Source organism: Burkholderia sp. GbtcB21, from assembly GCF_019091065.1.
Classification (GTDB): Bacteria; Pseudomonadota; Gammaproteobacteria; order Burkholderiales; family Burkholderiaceae; genus Burkholderia; species Burkholderia pyrrocinia_C.
On the sequence record NZ_JAGXKA010000024.1, the window covers coordinates 51,067 to 70,514 of the forward strand.

Sequence of the window (19,448 nt, forward strand, 5' to 3'; positions counted from 1 at the left end):
AGTGCCGGTTGAGTCCGCTAGAGTGACGGCCGCCGCCCGTCAGTGCGCGGCCCACAGCCACACGCCGCAGACAACCGCGACCGCGCCGTAGACGGCATAGACGGGCACCTTGAGGCGCGTGAAGCACAGCGTCGCGAACGCGCCCGTCAGCCAGTAAATCGGGTCGCCCGGCTCGCGATGCAGGATCTTCACGACGGCGACGATGAGAAAGCCCGTCGTCGCCGCGCGCAGCAGGCGCATCCCGTGCTCGAAGCGCGAATGGCGCTTGAGCCGGGACAGGTGGTTCTGCGCAAACACGACGAGGCAACCCGACGGAATGAACAGCGCGGCCGTGGCGAGCAGCGCGCCGACCCAGCCGTCGGTCAGGTAGCCGAGAAACGGCACGACGTTCAGCAGCGGCCCCGGCGCCACGGGCGACAGCGCGAATGCCAGCGTGAAGTCGTGATCGGAGATGCCGGTGGCCGGCGAGACGAACAGCGTCTTGAGCACCGGCAGTGCGGAAAAGCCGCCGCCGAACAGCGTCATGCCGGCGCCCGCGAGGCGCGGCCACAGCAGCTGCTCCTGGTAATCGCCTGGCAGCGGCACCGCGAACAGCGCGACGAGCACGCCGAGCAGCACGAGCAGGTTGCGGTCGCGTCTCGACAGCGTGAAATCGACCGCGTCGCGTTGCGTCGGCCCGGTCAGCCAGCCCGCTGCAAACGCAGCGAAAAGAATCCCGACGAAAGCGGCCGGACTATGCGCGAAAGCGAGCAGAATCGTCGACAGCGCGGCGATCGCCTGTTCGAGCCGCGTGCGCGCGAGCATGCGCAGCTGCTTGACCCACGTGACGCCGATCAGCGCGGCGAGCACCATCCCGAAGTGATTGATCAGCATCGGCGCGGCAAGCGAGCGCACGAGCGGCGTGCGATAGAAGATCGCGAACAGCGTCATCAAGATGGAAAACGGCAGCACGCTTGCGATGCCGGCGACCCATGCGCCGGCGCGGCCGTGCAGCGTCTGGCCGACCTGCACCGCAACATTGCAGCCGACGGGGCCCGGCACGAGCCACGCGAGCGCGACGAGATCGCCGAATACGTGCGGTTCGATGCGCTGCAGCCGTTCCACGTAGTGGCGTTCGAGTTGCGCCATCATCGAAAGCCCGCCCCACGAGATCGCCGAAATGCCGGCGACGACCTTGAACAAGGTCCATAGGGATGCCTGTGCCTCTTCGACACGAGCGGTCGCTTCGACTTCGACGGTTGTCATGATTGTGGTGTTGGCGCAGGGCCGGATCTCGCGCGTGTGAGCGTGCCGGCGGCCCGCCGATACGTTGGCCCTCCCAATTGTCCGCCGCGCATCGTGACACCGCCATGCGCGAAAACGCTAGTTAATGAACTAAACAATCGGATCGGAAAACGAAATAATTGCGGCAGCGCGCAACGCGTGCCGCAGCCGGGCCGCGGTGCGCTCAGGCGCCCGTGCTGCCGGTCGCGCGATGTGCGATGACGTTCGGATGGTCGCCGCGCACGCCGAAGCGCGCGATCAGCGCGGGAATCGCGTCGGCCGGCACCGGGCGAGAGAACAGGAAGCCCTGCGCCTCGATCTCGCCGAGCGCGGACAGCCACGTGATCTGCTCCTCGGTTTCCGTGCCTTCGACGACGACGGTCAGGCCGAGCGAGCGCGCGAGATGCACGATCGACGACACCATCACGCACACGCTGCGATCGTTCGGGATCGCCTGCACGAACGAGCGGTCGACCTTCAGCGTGTCGACGGAGAAGCGGTGCAGGTACGACAGCGACGAATAGCCGGTGCCGAAATCGTCGAGTGCGATCCGGATGCCGAGCTTCTTCAGCGCGACGATCTTCTCGGACACGAGTTCCGGATATTCCATCATCGCGGTTTCGGTGATCTCGAGTTCGAGCCGGTTCGCGTCGATGCCGGTTTCCTGCAGCGTGCTCGAGATCGTCTCGATCAGGTCGCCGCGCCAGAACTGCACGGGCGAGATGTTGACCGCGAGCGTCAGCGTGTCGTGGCCCTCGTCGCGCCAGCGCGCGATCTGCTCGCACGCGGTGCGGATCACGAAGTCGCCGATCGGCACGATCAGGCCCGTCGATTCGGCGATCGAAATGAATTCGTTCGCGGAGATGATCCCGTGCTCGGGGTGGTCCCAGCGCGCGAGCGCCTCGAAGCCGGTGATGTAGCGGTGCGTGAGGTCGATCTTCGGCTGGTATGCGAGGAACAGCTGCCCCTCGGCGAGCGCGACGCGCAATTGCTGTTCCCAGCGCATCAGGTGGTCGGCACGGTGCGACAGGTGCGGCGCATAGAACTGGTAGCAGTTCTTGCCGGCGTCCTTCGCGCTGTACATCGCGAGGTCTGCCTTCTTCAGCAGGTCGATCTCGCTCTCGTTCGCGACGGAGTGCAGCGCGATGCCGATGCTCGCATGCAGCACGAACGAACTGCCGCGCACGTCGAACGGTTCGCCGAACATCCGGATGATCGCTTCCGCGAGCCGCACCGCGCGCCGCTCGACGTCGTCGCCCTTCATCACGACGACGAACTCGTCGCCGCCGATGCGCGCGAGCGAGCCTTCGTCGCCGACCGCATCGGACAGGCGCGACGCGGTCATCTGCAGCACGATGTCGCCGGCGTTGTGGCCGAGCGTGTCGTTGACGGTCTTGAAGTTGTCGAGATCGATGAACAGCAGGCCGAGCCGCGACAGGCTCGTCGGCATCGACACGTCGTTGCGCAGCCCGCGCAGCGTCGCATAGCGGTTCGCGAGGCCGGTGAGCAGGTCGAATTCCGCGAGTTGCGTCATCTCGCGCTCGCGGCCGAGCAACTTGCCGATCAGGCCCGTCGCGACGCCGAAGAACGCGAGCATCGCGAGCGTGATGAAGCTCGTCATCAGCAGGTAGACGTTGCGCGTGTGGTAGTAATCCGCGAATTCCTCGGTCTGCGACAGCCCGACCATCACCGCGAGCGGGTAGCCGTCGAGGTGGCGGTACGACACGATGCGCGTCACGCCGTCGATCGGGTCGATGATCGTGCCCGTCACGCGCTCGGCGATCGGGTAGACGCCCGATGCGGAAAACGCGCCCGGCGCGTTGCTGAGCGAGCCCGTGCGCCGCGCGAGCACGCCGCCCGTGTCGGACACGACCGCGATCACGCCTTCCTTGCCGATCGCCGCGTTGTTGTAGAAGTCGTTCGTGAAATAGCTCGGGTCTTCCGACACGACGACGATGCCCGCGAAGCTGCCGTCCGGGTTGTTCAGGCGCCGCGTCATCTGCAGCGTCCAGTGGCTCGACACGCGACCGAGCACGGGCTTGCTGATATAGAGGCGGTCGTCGTTGTGCGCGAGGTGGACCTTGAAGTGCTCGCGATCGGACAGGTTGATCGGCTGCGGATGGATCTCGGCGGTGTTCGCGAACAGGATGCCCTTCGCGTTGACGAGCGACACCTGGATCAGCGTGTCGCTCGGCACGACGCCTTTCTCGACGGTGCTCGCGAGATTGAAGCGCGCGGGCGACTTCTCGAACTCGAACTTCACGAAGCGGGTGATCTGGTCGACCTGGTGGATCGCCTTGACCGTATGCTGCTCGAGCGCGGAGGACAGGATCGCCGCGGACGCCGCCGCTTCCTTGTACGCGCTGTCCTTCTCGACCGACAGACGCGCGACGATCACGGCCCACAGCAGCGCAAGCGCCAGCATCCCGAGCAGCGGGATCGCGAATAGCGCGCGCCGGCGCGATTTGCGCGGCGCGCGCAGCGGCCGGGTCGGCGGCGTAGGGTTGGACCGGGCGGAGCTCATCGAAGAGGGTGGCGTCCTGCTCGCGTGCGCCATCCGTCGGGATGGCCGGCTATGGTTGGGGTCGCTCCGGCGTCTGTTCGTCCGCGGGATGCGCAACCATGGACAGACCTCCGAAACAACGGATTAGGCCCGATATTACTGGCTGGAACGTTTTTGCGATAGTTGGGCGAATCGGAGGGGCGCCGGACGGGCCGGCGCCATCGCACATCGCGAAATGTCAGTCAGGTGACCGGAACGTGCCGTCGACGACCGTGACGACGTGGCCGCCGATCCACGTCGTGCCGTCCTCGTCGTAGCTGACGAAGATGCGGCCGTCGCGGCCGATCGCCGTGCCCTGGCGGGCCGTGTAGGACGTGCCGGGACGGCGTTCCTGCCGCGTCAGCAGCCCGGCCAGCGCGGCGTTGGCGCTGCCGGTGACGGGGTCCTCGCCGACGCCGAAGCCGCCGCCCGTCATCAGGCAGCGGATTTCGAACGTGGCGGGGCCGCCGTCGGCGTGCGGCGCATAGACCGCGAGGCCGTGCGTGCCGTAGCGGTGCGTGATCGCCTCCAGCGCGGCCGGATCGGGCGACAGGCCGATGCATGCGTCGGCCGACGTCAGCCGCACGACGAGCCAGGGCGCGCCGTTGTCGACCGCGCACGCTTCGGCATCCGGATCGATCGCGTCGCTGCGCAACGCGGCCGCCAGCGCCGCGTAGTCCGAACGGTCGAGCGGCGTGACGCGTGCCGGCGGCGCGGCGAACGCCCAGCCGTCGGCCTGCTCGCGCAGCGCGACCCGGCCGACCCCGCACTGCTGGATCAGCCGGCCCGGCGTGCGCGGCCGCGCGCCGCTTTCGAGGAACGCGTGCGCGGTGCCCAGCGTCGGGTGGCCGGCGAACGGCAGTTCGCCGCACGGCGTGAAGATCCGTACACGGTAGTCGGCTTCCGGATCGGTCGGCGTGCAGACGAACGTCGTTTCCGACAGGTTGGTCCAGCGGGCGATCGCGAGCATGTCGTCGTCGCCGAGCGAATCGGCGTCGAACACCACGGCGAGCGGGTTGCCCTTGAACGGCACCGACGTGAACACGTCGACCTGCTTGAAGCGGACCAGATGACCGGGCATCGCGATCCGCCCGTTACGCGACTTCGGCGATCAGCTCGATCTCGACGCACGCGCCGAGCGGGATCTGCGCGACGCCGAAGGCCGAGCGCGCGTGCTTGCCCGCATCGCCGAACACTTCCGCGATCAGCTCCGACGCGCCGTTCGTCACGACGTGCTGTTCGGTGAAGTCGAGCGTCGAGTTGACGAGGCTCATCAGCTTGACGATGCGCGTGACCTTGTTCAGGTCGCCGGTGTGCGCGTGCAGCGTCGCGAGCAGGTCGATCGCGATCGAGCGTGCGGCCGCCTTGCCGTCTTCCGTCTGCAGATCCGCGCCGAGCTTGCCGGCCCAGACCTTGCCGTCCTTCTTCGCGATGTGGCCCGACAGGTAGACCGTGTTGCCGCTTTGCGCGCTCATCACGTAGGCGGCGGCCGGTGCGCCGGCGGTCGGGAGCTCGATGCCGAGCGACTTCAGTTTGTCGTAGACGTTAGCCATGCGTTCGATTCCTCGTAGAGAGTCGTGACAGGAAAAGGGTGGGATCAGAGGCGCTCGCGCAGCAGCTTGCCGAGGCGAGCCACGCCTTCCTCGATCTTCTCGGGCGGCACCGTGACGAACGACAGGCGCAGCGTGTTCTGCTGCGCGTCGTCCGCGAAGAACGGCGCGCCCGGCACGAAGGCGACGTGATTGTCGACCGCCGCGGCGAGCAGCTTCATGCTGTCGATCTGCGCGGGCAGGTTCACCCAGATGAACATCCCGCCTTCCGGGCGGTTCCACGTGACGCCTTCCGGCATGTGGCGCGCGAGCGCGCCGAGCATCGCGTCGCATTGCGCGCTGTACAGCTCGCGGATCGTCGGGATGTGCTCGTCGAGGAAGCCGTTCTTGATCACTTCGTGCGCGATGCGCTGGGTCAGGGTCGGCGTGTGCAGGTCGGTGGCCTGCTTGGCCTGCACCAGCTTGAAGTGGAGTTCCTCGGGGGCAATGATGTAGCCGATCCGCAGGCCCGGTGCGAGCACCTTCGAGAACGTGCCGAGGTGCACGACGTGGTCGGGCGCCATCGACAGCATCGTCGGCAGCGGTTCGCCGCGGTAGTTCAGCGCGCCGTACGGATCGTCTTCCAGCACCGGGAACGGGCTCGACTGCGCGAACGCGGCGAGCGCGCGGCGGCGCTCGACGGGCAGGCGGCGGCCGGTCGGGTTCTGGAAGTTCGGCTGCGCGTACAGGAGGCGCGCGCCTTGCGTGAGCTCGGGCGTGAGGCCTTCCGGCAGCAGGCCCTGCTCGTCGGTCGGCACCTGCACGTAGCGCGGCTCGTACAGCGAGAACGACTGCAGCGCGCCGAGGTAGGTCGGCGTTTCGACGAGGATCGGGCTGCCCGGATCGATGAGTGCCTTGCCGAGCAGGTCGAGCGCCTGCTGCGAGCCGGTCGTGATCAGCACCTGCGACACGCGCACGCTGTAGCGCTCGGCGATCCACTCGCGCAGCGGCAGGTAGCCTTCGGTCGCGCTGTACTGGAGCGCGGCGGCCGGCGCGTCGCGCAGCACGCGGTCGGCGGCGGCGCGCATGCGCTCGGCCGGGAACGTCGCGGGGGCGGGCAGGCCGCCGGCGAACGAGATGACCTCGGGGCGTTCCGTGACCTTCAGGATCTCGCGGATCGCAGAGCTCGTCAGCTTGCGGGCGCGTTCGGAAAGCTGCCAGTGCGGCGGATGCAGGTCGCTCGGATTCATAGTCTCCTCGTTCGGATATCGTGGTCAGTCAAGAAAGGTCGTTCGGGCGGATCGCTTCGACGCTGCCGGGTAGGCATGCGCGAGCGCGGTCGAGCCTTCGCGGCCGGGTGGGCAAAACCGATCAGGCAAAACAGCCATTATGGCGCACCTGTTCAGCCGGCGCGAGCCGGTTGCGCGGCAGTGGCGACCGCCGAGCGGCGCCCGAGCACCACGGTGGCGATCACGGCGGCCGCGAACAGCCACGTCGACGGCGTGACCGTTTCGCCGAACAGCAGCGCGGAAAATGCAATCGTGAAGAAAATCTGCAGCAGCTGCACCTGGCCGACGCGCGCGATGCCGCCCATCGCGAGCCCCGCGTACCACGCGAAGAAGCCGATGAACTGCGAAAAAAGGGTCACGTAGCCGAACGCGAGCCACGTGCCCAGCGCGAGCGGGCCCGGATGCGCGGCATGCTGCAGCCACGCGAGCCAGCCGACCGGCAGCACGAGGAACGGCGCGGATACGACGAGCGCCCAGCAGATCACCTGCCAGCCGCCGATCTGGCGAGCGAGGCGCGCGCCTTCCGCATAGCCGAGCGCGCCGATGCCGACCGCGACGAGCATCAGCGCGTCGCCGGCCTGCACGGTGCCGCCGCCGTCGCGCAGCGCGAACGCGATCACGAGCGCGCTGCCGGCCACCGCGCTGGCCCAGAATGCCTTCGACGGCCGCTCGTGCGACAGCCATGCCGCATACAGCGCGACGAACAGCGGCTGCAGCCCGTTGACGACCGCGCCGTGCGAGGCCGGCACGGATTTCATCGCCCATGCCGAGAACACCGGATACGCGATGATCACGCCGGCCGACGTGATCGCGAGGCTTTTCAGCTGCGCGCGGGTCGGCAGCGGCTCGCGGCGCCACCACAGCAGCAGGCCGGCCGGCACGGCGGCGGCGAGTGCGCGGCCGAGCCCGTTGAGCAGCGGATTGAGTTCGGACACGACGATGCGCGTCATCGGCAGCGTCAGGCTGAAGATCATCACGCCGATCAGGCCGAGCAGCATGCCCCGGGTTTCGCGCGAATTCATGTCGAAGGTGTCTCCGAATTGAAGGGTGGTTGTAATGGACGGGCTTTCAGCGCAGCGTGCGTGCGCCCTGCGGCGTATCGAATTCGGCGACCAGCGCGGGCGGGCCGTCGCCGGTTTCGAGGTCGAGCAGGTGGGCGGCACCGAGCCAGTCGAGCTGCTCGCGGATGACCTCGGCGCGCGGGTGGGCGCCCTTGAGCGACTTCAGCGCGACGCCGTCTTGCGGCAGCGATTCGGCCGGATGGTGCGGGCTGTCCCATTGGATCAGCGACGGCACGAGACCGTCGCCCGCACCCTGCCATGCGGGGAACGCGCCATCGTCGGGCACCGTGAGGCCCCAGCTCAGGTCGCCGCGCCGCATCGCGACGACGGGCGGGATGCGGGCCGGATACTGGCTCTGCCACAGCGCGAGCTGGCGCGGACGGTCGACGCGCGCGACCCAGTGCGCGAGAAACGGGCCCTGCGCGAGCCGGGCGTGCATCGCCGGATCGTCGAGCGCGAACAGCCGTGCGCGCGGCGGCGCTGCACCATCGTCCGGGGCGGGGGCATCGGGGTCGATCGCGATCACTTCGAGGTAGAGCCCGCCCCATGCGCCGAACAGCGCATTGTGGGTCCGCATCAGCGGGTGGCGGCCGCCGCCGGCCGGTTCGATGCCGAGCGCGTCGGCGACATGGCGCACGCCTTCGTCGAGCGTGCGCGCGGCGATCACGAGATGGTCGAGTGTCAGGGAACGGGCTGGCATGAACGTCGGTCGGGAAGCGAAAGTGTCATGGTAGGCGGGCGTTGCGCCGGGCGGTTGCCGGACCGGCCGGCGCACGGGCCGCGGATCAGGCCGGCCGGCGCGGCTCCAGGTGCGGCAGGGCCGGAACGGCGGCCGCACGGTCGCCGTTGCGGTCAACTGTAATCGTCGGCACCGGCACAGTAACGGTACAATCGGCGCGATAGCCTTCGGTACAGTTGGAGTTGCCGCCCCATGTCCACCGTTCCACTCGCCCAGATTCCCGTGCCACACGATACGGCCACGCTCACGCTCGTCGACCAACTGGTCCAGTGGGCCCGGCGGCGCATCGACGAACGCGTGTTCCGTCCCGGCATGCGGATGCCGTCGATCCGCAAGCTCGCGCTCGACAAGAGCGTGTCGCGCTTTACCGTCGTCGAGGCGTACGAGCGCCTCGTCGCGCAGGGCTACCTCGACTCGCGGCGCGGCTCCGGCTTCTACGTGCGCGAACGCACCGCCGGCCCGCAGCCGGTCGACAACGTGGCGCGCGGATCCGAAGCCGCGCCGGTGCACAACACGATCGACGTCGTCTGGCTGCTGCGCAACATGCTGCACACCGTCAGCCCGGAAAAGGGGCCAGGTCTCGGCTACCTGCCGGGCCGCTGGCTCGACGGCGAGCTGATCACCGGCGCGCTGCGCGCGCTCGGGCGCCAGTCCGGCGCGCAGATGCTCGGCTTCGGCACGGCGCAGGGTTTCCTGCCGCTGCGCCAGCAACTGCAGACGCGCCTCGCCGAAGTCGAGATCGGCGCGACCCCCGACCAGCTCGTGCTGGTATCGGGGATCACGCAGGCAATCGACCTGATTTCGCGGATCTACGTGCGGCCGGGCGACGCGGTGATCGTCGGCGATCCCGCGTGGTTCCAGATGTTCGGCCGCTTCGCGTCGCAGGGCGCGCAGCTCGTCGGGATGCCGTACACGCCGGACGGCCCCGATCTCGACGCGCTCGAGACGCTCGTGCAGATGTGGCGGCCGAAGATGCTCGTGATCAACTCGGTGCTGCAGAACCCGACCGGCACGTCGCTGTCGGCCGCGCAGGCATTCCGGATCCTGAAGCTCGCGGAGGCGTACGACTTCCTCGTCGTCGAGGACGACGTGTACGGCGACCTGTGCCCGCCGAGCTATCCGGCCACGCGCCTCGCGAGCCTCGACCAGCTGAAGCGCGTGATCTACCTCGGCAGCTATTCGAAGACGCTCGCGGCGAACCTGCGGGTCGGTTATGTCGCGTGCGCGCCGGAGATCGCGAAGGCGGTCACCGACCAGAAGATGCTGGTCGGGATGACGACGCCCGAGCTCAACGAGCGCGTGCTTTACAAGATCCTGACCGAGGGGCATTACCGGCGCCATGTCGAGCGGCTGCGCGCGCGGCTCGACGGCGTGCGCGACAAGACCGCGCGGATGCTCGAGCGCACGGGGCTGGGGCTTTTCACGATGCCGGCGGCCGGGATGTTCCTGTGGGCCGACACGGGCGTCGATTCGGACGCGCTCGCGGCCGCCGCGCACGAAGAGGGGTTCCTGCTGACGCCCGGCAGCCTGTTTTCGCCGCAGCAGTCGCCGTCGACGTGGACGCGCTTCAACGTCGCGAACTGTGGCGATCCGGCGTTGCCGGGGTTTCTCGCGCGCTATATCGATTCGGCGGTGCGGCGGGCGTCGTGACGCGGTGCGGGCCGCCGGCCCTTGAAATCCCGTCGCCCGTCCCCAGATACGCGCGCAAACCGCTGGCGCCGCGCGGTCGTCCTTCACGGGCTTGCCGGCGTCGCGCGCCGGGCGCCTGCGGCACACCATTCAAGTTCAAGTAAGAGGAAACAGCATCCATGGCACACGAAACGATGAGCTTTCAGGCAGAGGTCAAGCAACTCCTCCACCTGATGATTCATTCGCTCTACAGCAACAAGGAAATCTTCCTGCGCGAACTGGTGTCGAACGCGTCCGACGCGGCCGACAAGCTGCGTTTCGAGGGGCTCGCGGACAACGCGCTGTACGAGAACGATCCGAATCTGCGCATCCGCATCGGCTTCGACAAGGCCGCGCGCACGATCACGATCGACGACAACGGTATCGGCATGAGCCGCGACGAGGCGATCGCGAACCTCGGCACGATCGCGCGTTCGGGCACCAAGGAATTCTTCACGAAACTGTCCGGCGACCAGCAGAAGGACGCGGCGCTGATCGGCCAGTTCGGCGTCGGCTTCTACTCGGGCTTCATCGTCGCGGACAAGATCACCGTCGAGACGCGCCGCGCGGGCCTGCCGGCGAACGAAGCGGTGCGCTGGGAAAGCGCGGGCGAGGGCGATTTCACGATCGACGCGATCGAGCGCGCGCAGCGCGGCACGACGATCACGCTGCATCTGCGCGAAGGCGAGGACGAACTGCTGTCGTCGCACCGCCTGAAGTCGATCATCCAGAAGTACTCCGACCACATCGCGCTGCCGATCCTGATGCAGAAGGAAGAATGGGATCAGGAAAAGGGCGAGATGGTCCTGAAGGACGACGACGAGACCGTCAACCAGGCGAGCGCGCTGTGGACGCGTTCGAAGAGCGACATCACCGACGAGCAGTACACGCAGTTCTACCAGCACGTCGCGCACGACCACCAGGATCCGCTCACGTGGACGCACAACCGCGTCGAGGGCCGCAGCGAATACACGCAACTGCTGTTCGTGCCGTCGCACGCGCCGTTCGACCTGTGGAACCGCGACTATCGCGGCGGCCTGAAGCTGTACGTGAAGCGCGTGTTCATCATGGACGACGCCGAGCAGCTGCTGCCGCAATACCTGCGCTTCGTGAAGGGCGTCGTCGATTCGGCCGACCTGCCGCTGAACGTGTCGCGCGAGATCCTGCAGGAAAGCCGCGACGTGAAGGCGATCCGCGAAGGCGTGACGAAGCGCGCGCTGTCGATGCTCGAAGAGCTCGCGAACGCGGAAGAGGATGCCGGCAAGGAAAAGTACAAGACGTTCTGGGGCGCGTTCGGCCAGGTGCTGAAGGAAGGCCTCGGCGAGGATCACGCGAACCGCGAGCGCATCGCGAAGCTGCTGCGCTTCGCGTCGACGCACGGCGACACCGACGCGCAGGACGTGTCGCTCGCCGACTACGTGTCGCGCATGAAGCCCGAGCAGAGCAAGATCTACTACGTGACGGCCGATACGTGGCAGGCCGCGAAGAACAGCCCGCATCTCGAAGTGTTCCGCAAGAAGGGCGTCGAGGTGCTGCTGCTGACCGACCGCGTCGACGAATGGATGCTGTCGTTCCTCAACGAGTTCGACGGCAAGCCGCTCGCGAGCGTCGCGCGCGGCGACCTCGATCTCGGCGAACTGAACGACGAAGAGAAGAAGGCGCAGGAACAAGCGGGCGAGGCGATCAAGCCCGTCGTCGAGAAGATGAAGGAAGCGCTCGGCGACAGGGTGAAGGAAGTACGCGTCACGTTCCGCCTGACCGATTCGCCGTCGTGCCTCGTCGCGGACGACAACGACATGAGCGGCTACCTGCAGCGGATGCTGAAGGCGGCCGGCCAGAACGCGCCGGCGATGCAGCCGATCCTCGAGATCAACCCCGAGCATGCGCTCGTGAAGCAACTGAACGCCGACAGCGCCGATTTCGGCGACTGGTGCCATCTGCTGTTCGACCAGGCGCTGCTGGCCGAAGGCGGCATGCTCGACGATCCGGCGAGCTTCGTGAAGCGGACCAACGCGCTGCTGCTGTCGCGCGCCGCGTGAACGCGCGCATGCGATTCGACGGCGGTCAGGCCGGCTGGCGCGAGACGCCGCGGCCTGGCTGCACGCTCGATCAGCGCGACTGGCTGACGCGCGGCGGATCGCTGACCGCGCATCTCGCGCGGCTCGGCCGCGTGAACGTGCGCGTGACGCGCGAGGCCGTCGACTGTCCGTGGTTCGACGAGCCCGACGCGCTGGCCAGTTCGCCGCGCGCACCGATGTGGGTGCGCGAGGTGCTCCTGTCGGTCGACGGAACGCCGTACGTCGCCGCGCACAGCATCGCGCCGCTCGCCGCAAGCAAGGGCGTGTGGCAGGCGATGCGGCGGCTGCGCACGCGGCCGCTGGCGGAGCTGCTGTACAGCGATCCGCAGGTCGAGCGCTCGGCGCTCGTCAGCCGGCGCGTGATCGCGGGCCATCCGCTGTATGCGCTCGCGAGCCATGCGCTCGGGGTAGGCGCGCGCGCGCCGCACGCGTTCGTGGCGCGGCGCTCGGTGTTCCAGCGTCACGGCAAACCGTTGATGGTCACCGAGTGCATGCTGCCGGCGCTGTGGCGTCATCTCGACGCGCATGGCGACGGGCCGCGCTCGGGCGGCCAGGGCGGAGGCGCGTGATGCTGCAGGGCTTCGGGCCGGTGGTCGGGCCGAATACGCATACGATGATCCTCGGCAGCTTTCCGGGCGAGGCGTCGCTCGATGCCGCGCAGTACTACGCGCATCCGCGCAATCAGTTCTGGCGGCTTTTGGGGGCGGTTCTGCGTGAGCCGGAACTGCACGCGCTCGATTACGATGCGCGGCTCGAACGCGTGCTGAAGCACGGCATCGGCATCTGGGACGTGCTCGCCGCGTGCCATCGCGAAGGCAGTCTCGATTCGGCGATCCGGAATGCGAAGCCGAACGACTTCGACTCGTTGCGTGAGCATGCGCCGTTGCTGAAGAAGGTCTGCTTCAACGGCAAGACGGCGGGGCGGTTTGCTGAAGTGATCGGCGCCGCCGGTTACGAAACGCTCGTCCTGCCGTCTTCGAGCCCGGCGAATGCTTCGCTTTCGTTCGAGCAAAAGCTGCTGCGTTGGCGCGAAGTCGAATCCTGATCGCGCGCATGCGCCATCGCTGAAGAGTGAAGCTAGAAGCGCTCGACGCGTACCTCGACCGAGTCCTTGGGCACGGTCAGCCGCGTGCGCTCGAGCAGGGCATCCGCGGGCGCGGTGCCGTCCGGGTTCAACGGCCTCACTTTGTTGAACACCACGGAAAAACGCTCCGGCGTGACGGTGGCTGACGCATAACCCTGTGCGTCGTGGTCGGCGTAGCCCAGATCGGGGTTGTTCGTCATCAGGAAGGTGTCGAGTTTGGCCGGGGTGGCGGCCAGCGACACAAGCGGCGTGCCGGCCCATGCGGCTTTCAGGTAGGAATAGAAGGACGCGCTGCTGATGCCTGCGCACACGAAATCGACGGCCACGGGCGTACCTTTTTCCGGGGCGGGGTCGTCCCGCACGACGCCGCACTGAAACGCATGCAGGTCCCCGCTGATCGCGACGACGTTGCGGATCCCCTGTTCGTTCAGGTATGAGAGCAGTTCGTGCTTGTGCGCCGGATAGCCGTCCCATGCGTCGCAATCGACCACGAGGCGTGCTGCCGGTGTCTTCGGCGCGCCCGGCATCACGGCCCACAGACGGTTCAACATCACCTCGTTGCCCCACACCTTCCAGGTCGCAGGCGAACCCTTTAGCGTGGCCTTCCACCATTGCGTCTGCTCCGGGCCGAGCATCGACGGCGCGCGACCAAGCTGCGCGGTACCCCGCGCCTCGAAGCGCTGCAGCACGTTCTGGTTGACGAAGTAGCGCGAGCCGGCTGCGTCATCGCCATTGACCGGGTCGTGTCCGTGTGCGCGCGCGACAGCCGCCTCGCTGACGACATGGTCGTCGCGATACAGCCGCTCATCCGTCATCACGAGATGCATCAGCATGCCGAAGCGAAATTCGCGATAGATACGAATGTTGGTGTACGACGGATTGTCCGGTTCGAAGCGCACGTCGCTCCAGTCCACCGGCATGTACTCCGCCCACGCGCGACTGGCGTTGCGGCGGCGCTGCGTCTCCTGCCGTTCCTCGTTGGTGTAGACCTGATGATCCTGCCAGCCGTCGTCGGAAAATTCGTGGTCGTCCCATATCGCGATCATCGGCAGGCGCCGGTGCAGCGTCTGCAAGCGCGGGTCGGTGCGATAGGTGCGGTAGAGCGTCCGATAGTCTTCGAGCGTATCGGCATACACGCGGCCATCGGCGACAGGCTTTCCGTCAGGCAGGCGCAGCGGAGGATGCGCCGCCTCGACCGCGCCGGGTCTCGAGGCCCCGACCGTTTCATAGATGTAATCGCCGACATGCACGACGAAATCGAGATCGCTTTCGGCTGCCAGCAGGCTCATGGCTTGCCAGTGATTGATGCTCCAGTCCTGGCAGGTGAGCCATGCGAAGCGAACGCGGTCGTTGGCCTCATCGGCATCCGGAGCCGTGCGCGCGACGCCGCTGGCACTCACGTCGTCGCCGGCGACGAACCGGTAGTGGTACGTGATATTCGGTGAGAGCTCCGTTACCTTCGCGCGCACGGTGAAGTCATAGGTGGCGCGTGCCCTCAGCGGTACGCTGGCGACGAGAGCCGAGAAATCCGGCCGCGTCGATACTTCGAGCCGTAACGGTACCGTGTGCGCGACGCCTTTTGCGCGGTGCCGCGCGTCCTCGAAGACCGGCACGCAGCGCGTCCAGAACACGACGGAGCGATCGCGCGGATCACCGCTGGCGACGCCCTGAGGGAACCGATAGCGGCCTTTGCGCACCGTGCCGGCGGACGGGGCCGACCGTGGAACGCCAAGCGTACCGGTGGCTGCCGCAATCGTGAAAAAGGTCGACGACTTGAGGAAATGGCGGCGGTCCATCGATCCTCCCGATCGACATACTATGGATGCCGGGAGAGGCGCGTCGCGATGCAGCAGTACGCGATCGTGCCTCGCGAACCTTCAGTGCCGTTCGACTTCTCCGCGCCGAACGGCCGGTTGCGAAATCGAAAGGCGCGGCAACGGACAAACCGAACCTGATGCTGCCGCGCCACGACTCGACTCCACGGGTCAGGGCTTCGCATCGCCTTGCCTGGCGCCCACGGCCGCGGCAATGCGACTTTGTGCAGCGACGAGTTGGTCATCGGTGGTCGCCACCAGCCACAGACGTGCGTGCTCTTCGATCCGACGGTTGTGGTCCTTCAATGGACCCATCGCGGCAGCGGCCTTCCAGACCACCGGGCCGACTCGACTACTCCTGCCCGACGGCGCGCCTACCAGCAGGCAGTAAGGTCCCAGCGGAAGCGACACGAACGGAAGTGCCGGACTGGCGATCACGCGCCAGTCGATGAAGGGTGTATCGCTGATCAGCAGCGGCGTGGGCAAGCCGTAGAGCACAGTGAAATCGTACAGCGCCAGCTGCTCTCTCATGCCGACATAAATTCGCCGGATGTCGTCGACAACAGCCGCGCGGATCTCGTCCTCGAACATGGGTTCCTGCGCGTAGCGGGCAAATGCCTGTCGAGCCTCCGATTGATACGCGCTGAACAGGCCGATCTCCACGCAGTCCTGCACTGCGCGCTGAACCTCCGCCACGGAACCGGCTTCCTCCGGCGTGCCCAGCTGCGCAGCCCGCAAGAAGCGGGCGAGTCCCGACTCGTGGATCGCAGGACCATCCGCAGATGCATCGTCGTCAGCGTTCTTGCCCAGCGGCACGTAAATAGTTTTCTCGGCAGCGAAATGCGATTTCTTGCCTTCATCGAACTTGATTTCGCCATCGACGCAGTCCAGATAGCGAGTCCCGATTCGGCCGTGCTCCCAAACCCAATTTTTCAGGAACGGGCGTAGTGGATGTTGTCTGTCGTGATCGGCCATTGAAACCTCCAGGTTTTCCAGTATGAGCCATTCCAGCAACGCTTCCTGTCGTGCGAGGCCATGTGGTCCGTCGTCGTTCGACGGTCGTGACGCGGACCGTTCCGCCAGCGAGCTTGCCGCTGGCGATCACGCATCGCAGCGAGCAGTTGCGGCTCGACGTGGACGGGCGGAAAGGCGGCGGTCTCCATCAGGCAACTTCCTCTAACGCCGATGCGATGCATTATCGTTCACGCCGACCATGGGTGCACGCATACCGATCAACGGAGCGTAGCGGTGAATCTGCCTCCAACAGGCGCCACCCCGCACCAATGCTATCCTCTCGTCCGCTCATCCAGCGTCACCCAACGAGATTCAATCATGACCCGACTGATCAAGCGTGCGTCCGCCGAGGCGCGTGCGTTCAAGCAAGGCAAGCCGTCCTCCTACAACGGCTCCGAAAAACTCCAGCCGCCGCGCGTGAAGCGCCGCCCGGAAATCGACGAACACGACGACGTGCCCGTGCTCGAAGCGCCGCGCAAGCCGCGCTTCGCGCCCGTCACGTTCTCCGAAGAGGGCGGCGTGCGCTTCCTGCACTTCGGCACCGAATGGGTGCAGGGTGCGATGCGGATTTCGAAGCCGCTGCATATCGAACTCGAATACGCGCAGCAGATGATGGCGTGGCTGCTGTTCCTCGAAACGCCCGAGCGGATCGTCCAGCTCGGGCTCGGCACCGGCGCGCTGACCAAGTTCTCGCACCGCTTCCTGCCGCACGCGAAGGTCGAGGCCGTCGAGCTGAACCCTGCCGTGATCGTCGCCGCGCGCACGATGTTCGCGATGCCGCCCGACGACGCGCGCCTCGCCGTGCACGAAGCCGACGCCTGGGATTTCGTCAACGATCCGGCCAACCGCGGCACGACGGGCGCGATCCAGATCGACCTGTACGACGCGACCGCGCGCGGCCCCGTGCTCGACAGCGTCGCGTTCTACCGCGCGGTGCGCGGCTGCCTCGCCGACGCGGGCATCGCGACGATCAACCTGTTCGGCGATCATCCGAGCTTCGTGCGCAACATGAAGCATCTGAACGCGGCGTTCGATCATCGCGTGATCGCGCTGCCCGAAGTGCACGACGGCAACCGGATCGCGATCGCGTTCTCGGGCCCCGCGCTCGATGTGCCGTTCGCGCAGCTCGACGCACGCGCGAAGCTGATCGAGGACACGCTGAAGCTGCCCGCGCGCAAGTGGGTGAAAGCTTTGAAAGAAACGATCGGCGCACGCGATACCTCGTTCGCGATCTGACGCTTCATGCTCCGGCGGCATGCCGGTGCAACCGCACGACAAGGGGCGGATCACCTCGGGTTCGCCCCCGCTTGACCGCGTGCTCGCGGCTCCTATACTGGCGCGAAGCCAGCGGAGCCGCAGCCTACCCGTTTTGCCGCTCCTCTCGCCGCCGTACCCGCTCAACAAGATCGATAACCGGGAAAGATGAGGAGACGTCATGGCTCACGATGCCGACGCCAACCGGGCCGCCAAGCGCTGGCTCTGGCTGCTGGTACTGCCGCTGATCGCGATGGTCTGGGTGCCGTCGTACAACAAGGTCGATCCGCAATGGCTCGGCTTTCCGTTCTTCTACTGGTACCAGCTGCTGTGGGTCTTCATTAGCGCGGTGATCACCGCGTTCGTGTACTTCAAGACCAAGAACGCGTGGAAGGCGAGCGGCCCGCAGGGAGGTGCGCGATGAATCTCGGCGCAACCTTCGTCTTCGTCCTGCTGTTCATCGGCGTCACGATCATCGGTTTCCTGGCCGCGAACTGGCGGCGCGGCGATCTCGCCCATCTCGACGAATGGGGCCTCGGCGGACGCCGCTTCGGCACGATCGTCACGTGGTTCCTGCTCGGCGGCGATCTCTACACCGCATATACGTTCGTCGCGGTGCCCGCGCTCGTGTTCGGCGCCGGCGCGATGGGTTTCTTCGCACTGCCGTACACGATCCTGATCTATCCGTTCGCGTTCGTCGTGTTTCCGAAGCTGTGGAGCATCGCGAAGCGGCACGGCTACGTGACGGCCGCCGACTTCGTCAACGCGCGCTACGGCAGCCGGATGCTCGCACTCGCGATCGCGGTGACGGGCATTCTCGCGACGATGCCGTACATCGCGCTGCAGCTCGTCGGCATCGAAGTGGTGATCGGTGCGCTCGGTTTCGACACGACCGGCTTCGTCGGCGACCTGCCGCTGATCATCGCGTTCGCGATCCTCGCCGCGTACACGTACACGTCGGGGCTGCGCGCGCCCGCGATGATCGCGATCGTGAAGGACGTCCTGATCTACGTGACGATCGCCGCAGCGGTCATCGTGATTCCCGCGAAGCTCGGCGGCTTCGGACAGATCTTCGCTCATGTGCCGCCCGCGAAGCTGCTGCTGAAGGCGCCGGACGCGATGAGCATGAACGGCTACAGCGCGTACGTAACGCTCGCGATCGGCTCGGCGCTCGCGCTGTTCCTGTATCCGCACTCGGTCACGGCGATCCTGTCGTCGTCGTCGGGCAACTCGATCCGCCGCAACATGGCGATGCTGCCCGCTTACTCGTTCGTGCTCGGCCTGCTCGCGCTGCTCGGCTACATGGCGCTTGCGGCGGGCGTGAAGGACATGCCGCAGTACGCGCCGTACTTCAAGGCGTTCGGCCCGAACTTCGCGGTGCCCGCGCTGTTCCTCGAGTATTTCCCGTCGTGGTTCGTCGGCGTCGCGTTCGCGGCGATCGGCATCGGCGCGCTGGTGCCGGCGGCGATCATGTCGATCGCGGCCGCGAACCTGTACACGCGCAACATCCACCGCGAGTTCATCAACCGCAACATGACGCACGACCAGGAGACGCACGTCGCGAAGCTCACTTCGCTGATCGTGAAGGTCGGTGCGGTCGCGTTCATTCTCGGGCTGCCGCTGACCTACGCGATCCAGTTGCAGCTGCTCGGCGGGATCTGGATCATTCAGACGCTGCCCGCGATCGTGCTCGGCCTGTACACGCGGCTGCTCGACCATCGCGGCCTGCTGATCGGCTGGGCGGCCGGCATCGTGTGCGGCACGTGGATGGCGGTGTCGCTGAAGCTCGCGAGCTCGATCTTCACGATCCACCTGTTCGGCCTCGCGATTCCCGGCTACGCGGCCGTGTGGTCGCTGATCGTGAACCTCGTGGTGTCGATCGTGGTGAGCGTGCTGGTGCGCGTGATGGGCATGGCGCATGCGGAGGATCGCACGCGGCCGGAGGATTATCTCGACGTCGTCGAAGGCTGACGCGGGCGACTTGACGCAACAACGAAAACGCCCGCCCCCCCGGGGGGGGGGGGGGTTTTTTTTGTCCGCCCCGCGCGCGGCTTCTGGGGTTCCCCCGCCGCGACAGAGCCCCCCCGGCGTCCCCCCCCCGCGCGCCCGAACC

At 67.0% G+C, this 19,448-nt stretch carries 16 protein-coding genes; 7 read left to right on the top strand and 9 right to left on the bottom strand.

The window, feature by feature from the left end; genetic code table 11:
• Nucleotides 1-39: 39 nt before the first annotated feature.
• The 7 genes from KVT39_RS33510 to KVT39_RS33540 all read right to left on the bottom strand — a co-directional run bounded on the left by KVT39_RS33510 (nt 40) and on the right by KVT39_RS33540 (nt 8,384).
• Nucleotides 40-1,245 (bottom strand): chromate transporter, encoded by a 1,206-nt coding sequence (locus KVT39_RS33510; RefSeq protein WP_081938627.1) that lies wholly within the window; start codon nt 1,243-1,245, stop codon nt 40-42.
• Between the two features lie 202 nt (nt 1,246-1,447).
• A complete protein-coding gene (locus KVT39_RS33515) occupies nt 1,448-3,787 on the bottom strand; it encodes an EAL domain-containing protein (RefSeq protein ID WP_034184793.1) in 2,340 nt (779 codons plus the stop codon).
• A gap of 217 nt (nt 3,788-4,004) precedes the next feature.
• A complete protein-coding gene (locus KVT39_RS33520; RefSeq protein WP_217591077.1) occupies nt 4,005-4,886 on the bottom strand; it encodes a PhzF family phenazine biosynthesis protein in 882 nt (293 codons plus the stop codon).
• 13 nt (nt 4,887-4,899) lie between these two features.
• On the bottom strand, nt 4,900-5,358 hold the full coding sequence (locus KVT39_RS33525; RefSeq protein WP_006478174.1) for a RidA family protein: 459 nt from the start codon (nt 5,356-5,358) through the stop codon (nt 4,900-4,902).
• Nucleotides 5,359-5,402: 44 nt separating this feature from the next.
• On the bottom strand, nt 5,403-6,584 hold the full coding sequence (locus KVT39_RS33530) for a PLP-dependent aminotransferase family protein (protein ID WP_217591078.1): 1,182 nt from the start codon (nt 6,582-6,584) through the stop codon (nt 5,403-5,405).
• A 152-nt stretch (nt 6,585-6,736) separates the two neighbouring features.
• Nucleotides 6,737-7,645, bottom strand: coding sequence for a DMT family transporter (locus tag KVT39_RS33535; protein ID WP_217591079.1), 909 nt, complete (start codon nt 7,643-7,645; stop codon nt 6,737-6,739).
• A gap of 46 nt (nt 7,646-7,691) precedes the next feature.
• Entirely contained in the window at nt 7,692-8,384 is a 693-nt protein-coding gene (locus tag KVT39_RS33540) for a VOC family protein (RefSeq protein ID WP_217591080.1), read from the bottom strand.
• A 231-nt stretch (nt 8,385-8,615) separates the two neighbouring features.
• On the opposite strand from KVT39_RS33540, the gene KVT39_RS33545 reads away from it, so the two are divergent.
• The 4 genes from KVT39_RS33545 to KVT39_RS33560 all read left to right on the top strand — a co-directional run bounded on the left by KVT39_RS33545 (nt 8,616) and on the right by KVT39_RS33560 (nt 13,214).
• On the top strand, nt 8,616-10,073 hold the full coding sequence (locus KVT39_RS33545; protein WP_034184798.1) for a PLP-dependent aminotransferase family protein: 1,458 nt from the start codon (nt 8,616-8,618) through the stop codon (nt 10,071-10,073).
• Between the two features lie 158 nt (nt 10,074-10,231).
• A complete protein-coding gene (gene htpG, locus KVT39_RS33550) occupies nt 10,232-12,130 on the top strand; it encodes a molecular chaperone HtpG (RefSeq protein ID WP_217591081.1) in 1,899 nt (632 codons plus the stop codon).
• An 8-nt stretch (nt 12,131-12,138) separates the two neighbouring features.
• Nucleotides 12,139-12,738, top strand: a complete 600-nt coding sequence (locus KVT39_RS33555; RefSeq protein ID WP_105391020.1) for a chorismate lyase — start codon at nt 12,139-12,141, stop codon at nt 12,736-12,738.
• On the top strand, nt 12,738-13,214 hold the full coding sequence (locus KVT39_RS33560) for a DNA-deoxyinosine glycosylase (RefSeq protein WP_105391009.1): 477 nt from the start codon (nt 12,738-12,740) through the stop codon (nt 13,212-13,214). Before KVT39_RS33555 ends, KVT39_RS33560 begins: the two co-directional genes overlap by 1 nt.
• A gap of 32 nt (nt 13,215-13,246) precedes the next feature.
• On the opposite strand, the gene KVT39_RS33565 is transcribed toward KVT39_RS33560, so the two are convergent.
• Together KVT39_RS33565 and KVT39_RS33570 are read right to left on the bottom strand one after the other, a co-directional pair.
• Nucleotides 13,247-15,049 (bottom strand): alkaline phosphatase, encoded by a 1,803-nt coding sequence (locus KVT39_RS33565; protein WP_217591082.1) that lies wholly within the window; start codon nt 15,047-15,049, stop codon nt 13,247-13,249.
• A gap of 189 nt (nt 15,050-15,238) precedes the next feature.
• Nucleotides 15,239-16,042 carry a hypothetical protein gene (locus KVT39_RS33570; protein WP_217591087.1) on the bottom strand — a complete coding sequence of 268 codons (804 nt, stop codon included), beginning with the start codon at nt 16,040-16,042 and terminating at the stop codon, nt 15,239-15,241.
• 357 nt (nt 16,043-16,399) lie between these two features.
• On the opposite strand from KVT39_RS33570, the gene KVT39_RS33575 reads away from it, so the two are divergent.
• The 3 genes from KVT39_RS33575 to mctP all read left to right on the top strand — a co-directional run bounded on the left by KVT39_RS33575 (nt 16,400) and on the right by mctP (nt 19,306).
• On the top strand, nt 16,400-17,317 hold the full coding sequence (locus tag KVT39_RS33575; protein ID WP_034184804.1) for a spermidine synthase: 918 nt from the start codon (nt 16,400-16,402) through the stop codon (nt 17,315-17,317).
• A gap of 199 nt (nt 17,318-17,516) precedes the next feature.
• Nucleotides 17,517-17,759: a DUF3311 domain-containing protein gene (locus tag KVT39_RS33580; protein WP_034184805.1), complete on the top strand. Its 243-nt coding sequence runs from the start codon at nt 17,517-17,519 to the stop codon at nt 17,757-17,759.
• Nucleotides 17,756-19,306 carry a monocarboxylate uptake permease MctP gene (gene mctP, locus KVT39_RS33585; RefSeq protein WP_034184806.1) on the top strand — a complete coding sequence of 517 codons (1,551 nt, stop codon included), beginning with the start codon at nt 17,756-17,758 and terminating at the stop codon, nt 19,304-19,306. Before KVT39_RS33580 ends, mctP begins: the two co-directional genes overlap by 4 nt.
• Nucleotides 19,307-19,448: the final 142 nt, after the last annotated feature.